Annotated in this window: 13 protein-coding genes; 8 read left to right on the top strand and 5 right to left on the bottom strand. The window is 43.4% G+C overall.

The window, feature by feature from the left end:
* Positions 1-447 precede the first annotated feature (447 nt).
* Entirely contained in the window at positions 448-1,149 is a 702-nt protein-coding gene (locus QUA99_RS07330; protein WP_333235138.1) for a thermonuclease family protein, read from the top strand.
* Positions 1,150-1,243: 94 nt separating this feature from the next.
* Here the strand turns inward: QUA99_RS07330 and gvpU are convergent, their stop codons facing one another.
* Positions 1,244-1,708, bottom strand: coding sequence for a gas vesicle accessory protein GvpU (gene gvpU, locus QUA99_RS07325; protein ID WP_333235137.1), 465 nt, complete (start codon positions 1,706-1,708; stop codon positions 1,244-1,246).
* A gap of 149 nt (positions 1,709-1,857) precedes the next feature.
* Here gvpU and QUA99_RS07320 point away from each other — a divergent pair, with 149 nt between their 5' ends.
* On the top strand, positions 1,858-2,091 hold the full coding sequence (locus QUA99_RS07320) for a hypothetical protein (protein ID WP_333235136.1): 234 nt from the start codon (positions 1,858-1,860) through the stop codon (positions 2,089-2,091).
* A 169-nt stretch (positions 2,092-2,260) separates the two neighbouring features.
* Here QUA99_RS07320 and QUA99_RS07315 read toward each other — a convergent pair whose 3' ends face one another.
* Positions 2,261-2,896: a hypothetical protein gene (locus QUA99_RS07315; RefSeq protein ID WP_333235135.1), complete on the bottom strand. Its 636-nt coding sequence runs from the start codon at positions 2,894-2,896 to the stop codon at positions 2,261-2,263.
* 1,304 nt (positions 2,897-4,200) lie between these two features.
* Between QUA99_RS07315 and QUA99_RS07310 the strand changes: the two genes are divergently transcribed.
* The 3 genes from QUA99_RS07310 to QUA99_RS07300 all read left to right on the top strand — a co-directional run bounded on the left by QUA99_RS07310 (position 4,201) and on the right by QUA99_RS07300 (position 9,132).
* Positions 4,201-5,430, top strand: a complete 1,230-nt coding sequence (locus QUA99_RS07310; protein WP_333235134.1) for a DNA cytosine methyltransferase — start codon at positions 4,201-4,203, stop codon at positions 5,428-5,430.
* A 389-nt stretch (positions 5,431-5,819) separates the two neighbouring features.
* A complete protein-coding gene (locus QUA99_RS07305; RefSeq protein ID WP_333235133.1) occupies positions 5,820-7,958 on the top strand; it encodes an ATP-binding protein in 2,139 nt (712 codons plus the stop codon).
* 1 nt (position 7,959) lies between these two features.
* Positions 7,960-9,132, top strand: a complete 1,173-nt coding sequence (locus tag QUA99_RS07300) for a response regulator (protein ID WP_333235132.1) — start codon at positions 7,960-7,962, stop codon at positions 9,130-9,132.
* A 476-nt stretch (positions 9,133-9,608) separates the two neighbouring features.
* Here QUA99_RS07300 and QUA99_RS07295 read toward each other — a convergent pair whose 3' ends face one another.
* From QUA99_RS07295 to QUA99_RS07285, 3 genes are all read right to left on the bottom strand, one after another.
* Entirely contained in the window at positions 9,609-9,788 is a 180-nt protein-coding gene (locus tag QUA99_RS07295; protein WP_333343163.1) for a hypothetical protein, read from the bottom strand.
* 473 nt (positions 9,789-10,261) lie between these two features.
* A complete protein-coding gene (locus QUA99_RS07290; protein ID WP_333235131.1) occupies positions 10,262-10,882 on the bottom strand; it encodes a hypothetical protein in 621 nt (206 codons plus the stop codon).
* Positions 10,848-11,975 carry a competence protein CoiA family protein gene (locus QUA99_RS07285; RefSeq protein ID WP_333235130.1) on the bottom strand — a complete coding sequence of 376 codons (1,128 nt, stop codon included), beginning with the start codon at positions 11,973-11,975 and terminating at the stop codon, positions 10,848-10,850. The genes QUA99_RS07290 and QUA99_RS07285 overlap by 35 nt, the downstream gene beginning before the upstream one ends.
* Positions 11,976-12,147: 172 nt before the next feature.
* On the opposite strand from QUA99_RS07285, the gene QUA99_RS07280 reads away from it, so the two are divergent.
* The 3 genes from QUA99_RS07280 (at position 12,148) to QUA99_RS07270 (ending at position 14,629) form a co-directional block, all read left to right on the top strand.
* Positions 12,148-12,852, top strand: a complete 705-nt coding sequence (locus tag QUA99_RS07280) for a site-specific integrase (RefSeq protein WP_333235129.1) — start codon at positions 12,148-12,150, stop codon at positions 12,850-12,852.
* A gap of 97 nt (positions 12,853-12,949) precedes the next feature.
* Entirely contained in the window at positions 12,950-13,987 is a 1,038-nt protein-coding gene (locus tag QUA99_RS07275) for a GIY-YIG nuclease family protein (protein WP_333235128.1), read from the top strand.
* A 411-nt stretch (positions 13,988-14,398) separates the two neighbouring features.
* On the top strand, positions 14,399-14,629 hold the full coding sequence (locus tag QUA99_RS07270; RefSeq protein WP_333132173.1) for a hypothetical protein: 231 nt from the start codon (positions 14,399-14,401) through the stop codon (positions 14,627-14,629).
* Positions 14,630-14,927: the final 298 nt, after the last annotated feature.

Genomic DNA, 14,927 nt, shown 5'->3' with positions numbered 1-14,927 from the left:
AAAGTTGATGGGCGATCGCATAAAAAGACATAATTAGACATCCGAAGCTTATGAAAATTCATGAGAACTCATGAAAACTCATGAGGACTCATGAAACTCATGGAAACTCATGAGAACTCATGAGGACTCATGGAACTCATGGAAACTCATGAGAACTCATGAGAACTCATGGAAACTCATGAAAACTCATAGCAGCTCGTCCCTGATTAATCCCCGGTAGTCGGTAGGGAATCGCGCTTATTTTTACTTTTCAGTCCAATTGCCCGCAACTCCCCAGCAAATCTGGGACTGGGTTCGATCGAGATTATTCTCAATCCAAAATCTAAAATCTAAAATCTAAAATCTAAAATCCGTGACTTTGCCTGCAAAGCGGTCGAGCGAAGTCCCAAGCACCGCAGCAAATACACCAATTAATCACCTAGCAAACACTAACGGACTCTAACATTAATGTTTATCGTTCCGATCGTCCCAGCAATTACGGCTCAAGTTTCTCAATCGCCAAATCAAGTTATTAATGCCCAGGTGGTCAGCGTCGGAGACGGCGACACGCTCACGATCCGCAACACCAGCGGGCAAAACATAACCGTGAGGTTGGCTTGCATTGATACGCCTGAAAGAAATCAACAAGGAGGACAAGAGGCAGCCGATCGTCTTAGTGCGCTTCTTCCCAGAGGTACATCAGTTAAAGTTCTCCCTGTGGACAAAGACCAGTACGGGCGCACGGTTGGAGTGGTGTTCAGTGACAGAAATATTAATCTGCAATTGCTGAAAGAGGGGCAAGCGTGGGTCTATGAGCAGTACATCAGCAACTGCCGCACCAGCGCTAAACAATTGCGCCAAGCCCAGGCTGCTGCTCAACAGCAACGGCTTGGGCTATGGAGCCAGAATAGTCCTTGCCCTCCGTGGGATTATAGAAAAAATCAGTGTGCAGTAAAGCCCGCTGCTGCCCCCCAAAAATCTGCACCAACTCCACAAAGACCTGTACCAGCTCAACAAACTAATTGCGACCCAAGTTACCCCGACGTGTGTATCCCGCCAGCGCCACCGGATTTGAATTGTGGCGACATTTCTCACCGTCGCTTTCGCGTACTACAGCCAGACCCACATGGGTTTGATAGAGATAACGACGGCATAGGTTGCGAAAGGTAAAGGAAACTCGCCATTTCGAGTACAGTGAGGCTAAGTTAAAAAAGGGACATATCCTGATTCAAAGCATGAAACCTCTACAACGGCGTGTCTGTACCTAACTATCAGAGGATAAATTTCCTAGAAAAAATCCATCAATACGACTTAAAAGCCCTCTCCAATAAACTCCTTTGTTCTGCGGTGTTAAAGAACTGCCATTGCAAAACTTTGCATTTTTTAGATGTATGAATTCTATGTCTTTTAATTGACTTTGTTCTTCCTGATTGTCCGATGAATTTTTAGACAGGGTATGAAACGGAGCTAAAAATGCTTTAAAAGCTTCTTTACCCTCAGCAGACCCTGAAGTAGTAGCATTCAGCTCATCATTTAAAGCCTCTAAGTAGGGTTTCTCACCAATCAATAAACCAGTGATAATAGAACCTTGAACAAAAAGAGTAACACTTAGTTTTTCTGAAAATTCCTCCGCAAGTTCTACCAAAGACATTAACAATAAGTCTGAGTTAGCTGGTGTTTTATCTTTTTCTTGAGTCGTAACTGGTGTGTTGTCTTTTTCTTGAGTCATAAATTTTATTTGATGAGACGGTTAAATATATTTTACTATAAAATTTTTCAACGAATGATACATCATACAAGAGTCGCTAGAGTCTGACTCTGGCGAGTTTTCGGTCAATTACCAGTTCTTAAAAAAGTGTAAGGTTTGAACTCACACCTGTGAAGCAAAAAGCTAGACCGACACAACCGCTCCAACCTTGCCAACACTCCGACCGTGGCAACAGCGTTAGACCTGCGAGCCGTGGCAGCCGTAGCGGCGCTTCGACCTTGCCAACCATCCAATCACCACAACAGCCACCACAACGCGCTAGATTGGGCATTTTGGGAGCCATGCCAGCCGTGCCAGATACGCAAGGCATCGGGGCAATCGACACGGGGCGATCGACGTTTTAGTTTGGTTTAGGTTGATTTTTCTTGACTTATTTTGCCTTTTCTTGACTTATTCTGATTTTCTTGGTTTAAGTTGATTTTCTTAACTTATTCTGATTTTCTTGGTTTAGGTTGATTTTTCTTCAGTTTCCTGACAGCCAAAGGATCTCGCCGTCCTTGTCCGGGTGATATGTCAAGTCAAGTTCCTTCTCATCTGCTTCATAGCTTGATTCAAGCCCTCGCTGTGAATCCAGCCCACGAAGCCACCGTAAATCATTTTGCCATCGGGATCGGCTAAAAAAATGTGATCGACGCCGAGGGGGTTTTTCCAAGCCCTAACCGCTGTTCCATCCCTAAGTCTCATAATCGGATTGGAGCTGTTAAAATCCCTGTGGTGTGCTGGTGTCATTCCTGGGACAGCTTCTAAAATGGCGCGAGCCTCCCTAGTAACATCTGAAATGTTTGCAGCGCTGGCTGCTGAACAGCCACATCCATCTGTCACAGTTTGCTTGAGCCTTTCTTTGATATCGCCATCAAACAGGGATAATTGCTCAATCTCATCTAAAAGTTTCCCGTGTGGCTCAGATAAGCGCCTTTGGCAATAAATTGCTGTCAGCAAGTCCTCTAATCCTACTTTTGTCAGAGCATCTGCAATCAATCCCGTCAAACCTAGTACGGCAATGCCTCCGAGCATTCCTGCCGGGCCACCTAGAAATGCTAGAGCTGCTGTGATTGCAGCCGCTCCTGTAAAACCTGTCGCAGCCATCGTTACTACCAGGATGATACCTGGTAAACCCAAGGCAGCTACTTTCTTGACGACTTCATCCATTTTACAAACCTTCGCTGTTGCTTTCTTTCCTTTATCAACCAGTTACCAGCACGAAAAACCTGCTAGCACAACAAGTTATTTATTATATATTCTGACCTTGCCGTAGCAGTTTCGAGTCGTAGATGGGAAATAGGATTATCCTGATGGATCTGTAGCGGTTCCAAGTCATAGATGGGAAAATGAATATTTCTGATTCAGAGCGTCAAACCTCTACAACTGCGTGTCTATACCTGTGACGGGTTTTCTACGTGCCAGCTTTTTAAAAACATCAACCATTTACATCTAGACCTGTGACACAAAAAAGCTAGCCACACCCCGCAACCGCTCCGACCGTGCCAACCGCGCTAGACCTGCGAGCGCTCCGACCGTGGCAGCGATACGATCGCGGCGATCGGCTACAAATCTCCCGCCGTAGCTTCGGCTGTTCAAAGCGATTTGAACACTGCAATCGACGCTGGTAAGCTTACCTCAGCGGATGTTGAGACGGTTGTCGGCAAGGTGCAATTTGCCCACTTCAGGCAGCTTATGGTAAGTTTGCCCGCCTAGTATTAAGTCGGCTTAAGGTCGGAGAAATTAAAGGGTGATCGCATGAAAAAGCATGAAATTGCATACAAATACATCTCGCAAAGCACATAAAAAACTCATGAAAAGTCATGAAAACTCATAGCCGATCACGTCCTAGCTGATTCCCCGGTAGTTGATAGGGAATCGCGCTCAGTTTGATTTATTTTGACTTTTCTTGACTTTTCTTGACTTTTAGAGCCGATTGCCTGCAACTACCTCGTACAGATTGGACACGGTTGAGAAGAGTTGACGGGCGATCATCCGCTAAAATCCATAATCTCGAATCTTTGTCTGATAGCTGGTGGCTACTGAGTATGAGTGAGTACAACCCGAGGGTTACAGGGAATGTTACCGCTTCCTGGGGTGGGGGTGGAGTTGGAACCTCCAAGGTTGTGTGGGGCGTGTTATGCCCACTCGCCTTGTCATAAGATTGAGTGGTAGTTTAAAAGGATACAGGGATATGGAAAGCATGGATTACGGTTGCTATCAGAGTGTGCTAACTGTGGGGCAAGGTTTAAAGTTCCGGCGCTGTGGGTAGATGGGTGGTGTCAGAGGTGTTTTCTGAGTTTTGTAGAGATGACGAATTGACATAAAATAATTGTATAGTTTTATTAGTGTTTTCTAAATATATTAAAAACATATTTTCTAAGATGTATCAATATTAAAACTGAAATATATTATAATATTAAATATTAATGTCAATGAAGATAAAGCTATTAAAAATACCCAGCTTGTGAATTATGCTAGAATCTCAGTCAACAATAAAAGATAGAAAATTACCCACGGTACTCGATATTTTTTGCGGTGCAGGTGGGATGAGTTTAGGCTTTCAGAATGCGGGCTGTGAAATTTTAGGAGGAATTGATAAAAATCCTCATGCTATAAGAACTCATCATAGAAATTTTCCTAACTGTAAACTGATGCGTGATGCTCAGTCTATTGAATCTATTACTGATTTCAGTCAACTAAAACTTGAGCCGGGAGAAATTGATATTTTAATTGGGGGACCACCCTGTCAAGTATTTTCAGTAGTAGGTATTGGTAAAATGAAGTCTTTAGGCAAACATATTGAGAGTGATGTGAGAAACTTTTTATATGAAGAATTTATTAAGTTTATTTGCTATTATAAACCTTTATTTTTTGTCGTTGAAAATGTTAATTATCTCCTCAATCACTGGGTATTCCCTACTTTAAAAAAAGATTTGGAAAATGGATTAACTGGAAAAAGCTATGATTACCCTGGCTATGATCTTAGCTGTCAAATTTTAACCGCTTCTGATTATGGTGTTCCTCAAATACGAAAACGCTTATTTATTGTTGGTAGGCGTAAAGATGCGAATCTAGCTTTCGAGTTTCCCGAGCGGAATACAGATCCTCCTGTCTCTGTAGGGGAAGCAATTGAAGATTTACCCCCATTAAAGCCTCTATGTTTACCTTTGAAGAAAAAAAGCACTGCGCCAAAGCAAATTGACTCTCCTAAAGCTTACAATTTTTCTCCTAAATCCGAGTATCAAAAGCGAATGAGAATTAAATCTGATGATATGGTAATGAATCATATTTGTCGCTCCCATAATGATAAAGACTTGCATATATTTAGCATCATGCCTCAAGGAGGTAAGTATAAAAATATACCTGATGAGTTAAAACGATATAGCGATCAGATTTTTGAGGATAAGTATAAACGCTTACACTGGGATAAACCCTCATGGACACTAACGGCACATATGCAGAAAGATTGTTTAGCCTATATCCATCCAACACAAACCAGAAGTATCTCTGTAAGAGAGGCTGCTAGACTTCAGAGTTTCCCCGATCACTTCGTTTTTGATGCGCCGATGACGAGAATGTTTGAGTTAGTGGGAAACTCTGTTCCACCTCTTTTAGCAGAAGCTATCGCTAAGGTTATTGTTAAACAAGTGCAAACTTACTATGAAACACACCCAAACCTTATTCAAATGAGGTTATGTTAGTGGGATCTAGCTTTGGTCAGGCATTTAGATAGCTGGTAAGTATGGTTGGTAAGCAAGCTGATGAGGAAAAGGATATTACTGAATCCGATAAGTCGGAAATTCTGGAGCTATTGTAAGCTTTTGGATAGAATGTCTAGACGGAGAACGCTGAGCTTATTGAAAATGAATCAATAAAGTTTCAAATTGACATGGATCTTTTTATGTCAATCAGACTTGGCAGTAACGAGCACTCCCTTCAAAGTGCAATTATTGTACATTCTTAGGTTATGATAGGTATGCAGCCAACCAGATAACAGAGCATACTGCTGATTAGAGTTAAGAAGTTCATGCCCCAATCAATCTCTCAGCCCAATAGCCGACCTCTTCGTCTTCGGCCAAGAGCACGCATTTTGCGTACTTTGGGTGATGAATTAATCAGTAGTGAGACTGTTGCTGTTATTGAGCTAGTCAAAAACGCTTATGATGCTGATGCAACAAGGGTATTAGTGCGTTTTCACGAACCGCTCCAGATTGGCAAGGGCAAGATTGAGATTATTGATAATGGCAATGGTATGTCATTAAACACAATTGAGAATACTTGGATGGAACCTGCTACCTTAGCTAAAAAGCGTCAACAGCGAAGCACGAGGCGGGGACGCCGTGTATTGGGAGAAAAAGGAATTGGTCGTTTTGCGTCGTCTCGGCTGGGAAATTTTCTTGAAGTCGTGTCACGTAGCATAGAAACAGATCGTGAGGTTCGAGTAATCTTTGATTGGAGTCAGTTTGATAATGAGCAGAAGTACCTTGATGAAATAGATGTTTTGTGCGAAGAAACGGCTCCGCAAGAGATATGTCTTAGAGGGACAATACAACAATTATGGAATGACGAACGGCAGCCAAATTCCGATGAGTTAAATCACGGCACAATTTTGCGTATGGAAGGCTTACGAGCGGCTTGGGATATAAATCAGTTGCAAGACCTGCGTCAAGGTTTGTCCCGCTTGGTTTCACCTTTTTTTGATAGTGATGAATTTCAAATTCATTTGGATTTACCGAAATCGTTTGAATCACTATCTGGTATTGTGAGAGCGCCAGAATCACTGAGTAATCCGCATTACAGCATCAGTGGAACAGTTAACAATGAAGGGTCTTACGCTCTGAACATCAAGCTAAAGGGACAAAATGATATAGCTAAAATAGAAAACAAATTTACGCTTCCTAATAATTCTCACCCACAATGTGGAGCATTTTCTATTGAATTACGAATTTGGGATCTGGATGACTTAGTTAATGAATCCGGCTCATCAACAATCAAAGAAATACGTCGTGATTTATCTGATGCTGCTGGGATCAACATTTATAGAGATAAGTTTAGAGTTCTTCCGTATGGCGAAGCTCGAAATGATTGGCTAAGACTAGATCTCCGTCGAGTTAATAATCCTACTCTGCGTATATCTAATAACCAGGTTGTAGGTTATATTCACATATCCGCTGATGATAATCCCCAGTTAAGAGATCAAAGTAACCGGGAAGGATTAATGGAAAGTCAAGCATTTGAGGATCTGCGGCAATTAGTTACAATGGTTCTGGCTGAACTGGAAACTCGACGCTACAAAGTTCGTCGTCCAAATAAGGCTGAAAATGATATTTCTGAGGGTGAACAGGGCGAGACATCAGGAAACCAACCCGCAGGCGTTTTTTCTAACCTGAACCTGAAGCGTGTTCGTAAGTTAATAGAACAGCGATATCCTAAGGACGCTCAGTTGCTAGCTCAGGTAGAAGAGCAAGAAAAAGAGTTTGATCGACAGATTGAAGCAGTTCAGGAAACTTTATCCCGATATCGACGGCTTTCTGTACTAGGACAGTTGATTGATGCTGTACTTCACAATAGTCGTGCACCCCTGGCAAAAGTTCGGAATGAAGCTGATTTAGGGTTACGAGATATTGAGCGTTCCAACAATGCCTCTACTAATAATGGAACAATAATTGAAAAACTTAAAAAGCGTATTGAAAGTATTTTATCACAAGTAGATGTTTTGGCAGGAATTTTTAGAAGGATTGAGCCTTTTGGAGGTCGAAAAAGAGGGCGACCTGCTAAAAGCCAACTGGAAACTATAATTGCAGATGCCTTTTCTGTTCTGGGTGAAGAGATTGCTAGAGCTGGAGTCAAAGTTAGTTTACCTGAAACTAATACAGAAGTAACAGTAGAACCAACTGAAATTCAAGAAATAATTATTAACTTGCTACAGAATAGCCTGTATTGGTTAGATAAAGTCCCAAAAGATGAACGACAAATCATTGTCCAAATACAGCGTCCAGAATTTAACCGTGTGGAAATTTGTTTTTCTGATAGTGGACCTGGAGTTAAGCCTGAGATTAGAGAACAAATTTTTGATCCTTATTTTTCTAGTAAACCTAATGGTATTGGATTAGGATTAACAATTGTTGGTGAAATTATCAGAGAGTATTACAATGGCGATTTGGAATTACGAAGTAATGGACCTTTGTCGGGTGCTACTTTCCTTGTAAAATTACGCAAACGGGTGTGATATGGCTAACGAAAAAACCTGGCGACTGTTGTTTGTAGATGATGAGGAAGACTTTTGCGAACAAGCAAGGGACTTTTTTGATAATGAGGAAGCTATTACTGATGGCGAAGCCTCTGTACAGGTTACAACTCTCACTTCTTTTGAAGAAGCGCTTAACATTCTAGAAAATGGTCGCTTCGATCTGATCATTCTAGATGTCAGGCTGCAATCAAATGAGCCGCAGGCAGAAGAAGAAGCTGGAATTTCTACTCTAGAAGCTATCAAACGAAAACGCTTTATCCCGATTATATTTTATACAGGGGTACCACATTTGGTAAGTTCCTTTGAAACTCCTCTAATTAAAGTTGTAGAGAAGACAGAGGGGTTTAAGGGTTTACAAAAAGTAATGAAGGAAATCTTTACAACTCAACTTCCTGCTGTCAACCGAGCTTTAATCCGACATTTAGAGACAGTTCAGCGAGATTATATGTGGGATTTTGTAGCAAAACATTGGGAGGAGCTTAGTGACACGCATGATCATGCTGGGTTGGCTTATCTCTTAGCACGCAGGCTTGGGGTTTCTTTGTCTGGTTCTGGAATTTATCAACTTACTAAAGACTTGGGCGGATCTATTAATACTGTCATAAGGGAGGGTTGCGTACACCCAATGCATTATTATGTGATGCCACCGCTCCACTTGGCACATCCCTTAGCAGGAGACATTTACAAGGAAAATATTGAAGAACAGGTTAAATACTGGATAATACTCACTCCATCCTGTGACTTTGCTCAAAAGAAAGTTGAGGAAGTGTTGTTTGCTCGATGCGAATTACTGAGTGAACAAGCAGAGTATAAAGCATGGCAATCCAATTTGCCAAACCCCTCTAAATCTAATGAAGAGAAACTAAAAGCACTTTTAAAAAATAATCGACAGAAATCTCAGCAAGAGCGGTTCTATTTTCTACCTGGTACTTTGGCTTTGCCCGATTTGTTGGTAGACTTTCAACAACTGAAAACTCTACAGTGTAAGGAACTGGAAAAGCCAATTCAGGAAATCTGGGAACGAGTTGCCTCGCTTGACAGCCCATTTACCGAAGCACTATTAGCTCGTTTTACCCGCTATCTAGGACGCTTAGGGACACCCGATTTAGACATTGATGTAGTTATGAATAAATTCCGCAATAAAGCTAATTAATATTACAGAATGATTATAAGTCTAATAATCCTATTATTCAATACTTGAACTACGGTACATTCAGTGTTACTTGAAATGAGAGTAATAAACACTCCGCCCCCTTCTCTCGGCAATACTGCAACTGGCGAAGGGTACAGCCTGTAATATCAGCCGCCTACTTGCTGGTGAAAAACGTTTCTTGCCTAAAACGATTCTACCCCTAGCTTGTTATCAAACGTTTATGTTTGTATAAAAGATATATATTTAGTAATAACATGAGCCAAATCCCGAGCCAGTGTCGTTTAGTCGTCAGCCTTCTGAGCCGCTACCAACTCTGGGACTTGATGGCAGGCCGGAACAAGCCCTAATCAACAAATTACTGATACAAGCCAGTAAAAACATTCAAAACATAGAGTCAAGCATTTCGGTAACGTCTTGTTGGTCGCGCCCCTGGTTGTCGTCATATATCAGGAGCGTGTTTAAATTCCTGTGCCTGTTTAAAACTTCTGCACCTTCCGCACATCCCCGTCTGTTACGTCCAGCGCCGCCGTGATAGCTGAATGCCTGATGCGGTGAGGCGACATCTGTTTTTTAATACCAGCATTCTCGCTATGGCGGACAATAATCTTGCAGATACCATCGCCACTTGCGTCTGTGTCCGCTGTGAGCCGAGTCAAGTGCTATAAAAAGCGGGCTATCGTGCGCGCAACTTCCCCTTCTACCCAATCGGCGATCGCCACAACAGTCGCCCCGCCCAAGTCCACTACTTCCGACGCTCGTGCCGCGTCTTTTACCCCATATCCGCTTGCGTCTTACTCATCGGGTCAAAGTCACGGGCACTCAATTGACTAACTTCGTTAACACCCTAAAAGTCTGGGATGAGAGAGAGTGGGGAGGCGTGAGCTACTTTCATCGGAGAGGGTGCCTTATTTTGCTGCGCCGTTGCGCCCGATGGAGTAACAATTGTAGCTGGTGAAGCATCGGAACGACTGCATTTCTTACGCTTGGAAAATATAGAAGAACTCTAAAGTGTGACTCGGGCGATATTTAATTTAATGGCAAGTTTGACAATCTTAGGAGTTGCAGGCTTAACAAACCTTCAATCTGCATCTGAAAATTCTCACGGGTTGGGTCGAACGCAGCGATCGCCTCAATCGGGAAATTTCTCGTTCAAACTCTGATCGAAATAATACTGACACCAAAATTCTGCTACCTCCAACAACATGGGTACAGATTCAGCCACGATACCTGAACCAGACTGCAATCCATAACCTTCTACATATTCTGCCGCTAGTTTATAAGCCCAATAGGGAAAATCTGGCTCTACGAAACACCGCAGTGCATAGTCTAGCTTGAGTAAATTTCCACTGCGGACAAAGCGCACCGTTGTCCACCTAAAATTACGGTAGTCATCCCCTTGCAAGCCATCAATGTCTCTCAATAAGTTTCTAAGAGATTGCCTGCTTTCGTAACTAGGACTTTCTAAGTAACTTTGCATCAGTGTGATTGCCTCATCCACTAATTGTTGTTGCTGTGCCCATTCTTCACTGGTGAAGTGTTCGGGACAAATTGCCTGATTTATCTGCTGCTGCACCCGTTGGGCAATGTAGAGCGCAAACTTTTCGGCAGCAACTTCATCAGGGCACAGACTTTTGATACTCGTCAGCCTGGTTATCGGTATGGCAAATTGAGCTTTTTCAACTTCTTGGGTGGTTTGAATCCATTTTTTGATTTTCTTAGCAATAGCAAGCTGTTGTTTGTTTTGTTTCATGCTCAATGATAGCGCAAAAGCTACCTGTGGGTGAATAGCACCAATGAGGTCGTGAATTCAGATTAAGGGGAGGATTTAAGCTTATTTGCAGCTCATGTTCGATGGTAGGAATATAACCATACCAAGCTTTGGACATAGCCTCAAAATAGAAATGGTCGCCCCAAATGGCATCGCATTTTTGGCATCCAAACGACATATAATAGCGCCTGACTGTCTTGCTGTACCGTTTCTTAATCTCTCCCATGCGGATTGTTCGACCTGCCTCTGTTTTTAAATAGTTTTTGACTGCTTGGATAAGTTCGGGTCTAAATATATAATCTTTTTCGCCCTGGGGATACCCAAAAACTCCATCATAATATATTTTTTCACCGCACTTTGAATAATAAAACAAGTTGGGAAGATAATAAAGGTAGTGCTGTTGTTGGCATCTCCAACAAATCACAGGAAAGAAAATTACCTTAACTTGCTGAGTTTGACAGACTTGGTAATGAGAAGCAAATTTAAAATGCCTTGACAGCAGAGCTGCCATAAATTCAGAAAGCGTCAGGGTTCTGCTAGAAGCATCAACCATTAGAGCATCCTTTGAGTCCAGCCACAACTTAAACATAGGTAAGTCTTGGCAACTAAAATCAGGAGATGTAGGAAGTTTACTCCACAGCCAGCAGCAGCGGATGCCGTCCCGCTGATATTTGGCTTGCCTTGCAGCAGTTTCTTCTAAAGTTTGCGGACTCCACTGCACCTCAAAAGCTAGCTTGATTAACTGTCCCCGGTCTGTTTTGGTGGCTAAAACATCCGCTCTCCAATCAGAGCCTGAAACTTCTGTTTTTGCGTCGTAGCCGAATTGCTGGCAGACTCGAACAATTTCAGTCTTTGCTAATAGGTGCTGCCACATTTCCGGTGCCCAATTACAAATCCTGTCCTTGCCGTGAACAAAATGCTTGGTGCCGAGTTTAGACGTGCGTAAGTATCCAGTTGCGTCACAACAGCACAGTCTAACTTTTGGGCGCTGAGCTTTTAAATTCAGCCATTCTTCATCGGACATCAGAGGGGCTAATAGCTCTCTGCCTGCAAAAAATGCTCTCAATGGCATCATTTCACCTCAAACGCAGCGCTTGTATCATTAACCAAACATATCAAACCTCCGGAGCGATCGCCCGAACCAAAACCTTAACCCCATCACTGCCACGTTAAGAAATCCCCCCGACGGATGCAGCAATGCAGTAAGTGCGGCAAACTTTCTGGTATCGGGTCAAGTTTACACAAAGATGAAGATAGAACGGCACGGCCAGGCCAAAATACTCACGCAACAGGAAATCGAGCTTTTGTTCAACAAAGGTTTGCAAACTTCACGCGATCGCACGCTCTTCGGAGTTTGTCTCTACACCGCCTGTCGGATTGCCGAAGCTTGTTCCCTGATGGTCAAGGATATCTACACGAACTCTGGAGCTGTCCGTTCTACAATTAACTTCCGCAAAGCCAACACCAAAGGAAAACTTCAAACTAGGACGATTCCGGTGATTGAAGATTTGCGAAGTCTCTTGACATCTTGGCGTTCCCACGCGGGTCAGATTTACTTATTCCCCGGCCGCCACCCTTCGCACCATTGGAAGCACCTGCACACCAACTCAGCGGATCAGATTTTGAGAGAAGCGTTCTCGCGGATCGGCATTGAGGGAGCCTCCACCCACAGTTTTAGGAGAACGGCCCTAACTCAGATGAGCAACGCGGGCATTCCACTGCGGATTATTCAAGAAATCAGCGGTCACAGTAACCTTGAACAGTTGCAGCGCTACTTAGATGTGAAGCCAGATCAAGTCAAAGGAGCGATCGCCTCACTTTCCATGCTTTCCTACACGGGGAAACCTGCATTTTCCCCTGTAGAGGATGAATTGTCTGCTGTGCCGTTACCGAGAGAGCAACTGTCACAAGGCCTATCAGACTCGGAGGCTGAAGAAATTCCCGATTGGTGACGAGCAATTTTAGATTTTAGATTTTAGATTTTAGATTTTAGATTTGGGATGCAAGGATGCAAGGATGCAAGGATGAAAGTCACGCATCCCAAATGGAATGCCGATCGCTTTCTTTCTCAAGGCAGAAGCCCTAACCCCTGAATTTGTTAGAATCTTTGGTCATGTGGAGCGGGTGCACCTACAAAACCGGCTCAAAGGAGAATTGTTGACAATGTGGCTAAAATTTGGTGTTGCTCCCGACGGTAACTTGGTGAGCATAGATGAAGTGGCGCGCGGAAAAACTCAGCTAACTTGTCTCTACTGCGGTGGCGGATTGACAGCAAAAAAGGGTTCGGTAAAAGAACATCACTTCGCACACAGTGAAAAAACTTGCAAGTTCGTCAGCCAGCGGATTAAAACCAAAGCTTTCCCATCGCTGCCCCTCTACGATAATTTCACCATCCAGCTTAAGGGTGAGGAATTAGAACAGTTGAAAGTGCTGTGGAAAGAGTACGGTGCTCAAAACCGACCGATTCCCAAAGACTTGGTAAGTTTTCGGTGGGAGCTCAAGGGATTGCTAGAATCAGTTGGCGATCGCTCTTATCACTTTACCGACTTGGGTAAAATCCCCGTCGGCGCGCTTCCCCTGGTGTTGTTCAACCAAGTCCAAGAACCTTTGCTGGTGTCGGAGCTGGCTTCGTTGGAAGGCTCTGTAGAGATTGCCGAAGCTGCGGGGTTATCCTGCTTAGAAGAACGGCGGGCTGATTTGCTGATTTATCGAGCACAGCTTCGTCGGATTCTGGTGAACTCGCTCTATTTTCTTGAGGTAAAGGCGAACGGCAACTGCTTCTATAAAATAGGGGTGACAACTCGATCGATCGAGGAAAGAATCGCCGAAGTGCAGCGGGATGTGAGAGCGCATTATTCGGATGTCGCTGTCAACTTGCTGGGACTTTGGGAACACCGGGGGAATGTCGAGCTGTACTTCAAACACCGCTATAAAGCGTTTAATTACCGCATTGGCAAGCTGACGGAGTATTTCGCGTTTCCTAATGTCAAAGTCGTGCTGCAAGATTTGTGTGAGATGAAACCCAAAATGTTGAGTGATGTTGAGGTCGATATTCTCAGCTTGCGCTACTTCCCCAAAATCAAATAACCCGTCTTGTGCTGGTAAGATTTGTTAGGCAACTTGATGCCATTTTCTTTCTTCGTGGATACTGGCGCGTAATTGGCGAGAATCTGGATGGGATTTGTCAAGTTTGACGCTCGTTAATGACTTCAGTTCCTGTGGGTCAAACATAGCTTGCATAATCGAGTGGCGCAGGATTTCTGGGTTGTTGAAAACTTTTCCTACATTTCGCCCTTTGGTATCGGTGTAAGCGGCAGCGAAAACGGGTATTTTGAGTTTTTCTTGGGTGGCAATTGTGGCGGCTATGAGTTGATGTCTCCTAATATTTGAAGTGTGAGAGTAGGAATTGTTGAAAAGGTATGGCGGGACTATCTAAGCGCTAACAGATTGAAACTTGGTTAAGTGTGTACCATTGGAAGTGTTTTTGAGGTGATAGAAATGGAACTAAAGGTTGATACAATTGTTAATCCGGCTCTGTTTGAAGATGAAGATACTGAGCTGGTGGAATTGGCGATCGCTCCTGAAGATGAGGATAAATACCCATTCGTGCGTCCCAGCAGTGCTCCTGCGGATTTGATGGACAGACCGGGGAGGGTTATTGAAGAATGGGAGAATATGGACTTCGACGAGCGAATTCAGGCTGACCCTACATATATCGATAGGGTCTAGGCGTAGGGGGACACATAGCAGAGGCATGGGGTGTTTGGTTCGATGGGGCGGCGGTAGCCGCCTTTATACGATCTTTGAGCTTGGCTTATTCAATGGAAAATTTTCCATTGAATAAGCAGTTGCGGTGGGACAGTTTGCGACCAAACCTTTTTTGGAGAGTTTTCATGCAGGTTTGATTGTTTAGGTTCCTGCTCATCGTAAATTTTTACAACAAATTCGCTTGTAGGCGTAGGAAATATGAAGCAGTTTGATTAGGTAGGTATTGGCTTAATAGGGTAGGAGTTTTTACTTTCCTAAT

The organism is Microcoleus sp. F10-B2 (assembly GCF_036704965.1).
Classification (GTDB): domain Bacteria; phylum Cyanobacteriota; class Cyanobacteriia; order Cyanobacteriales; family Microcoleaceae; genus Microcoleus.
Note: the sequence above shows the minus strand (reverse complement) of the source record. Positions and strands in the feature narration are given on the sequence as shown.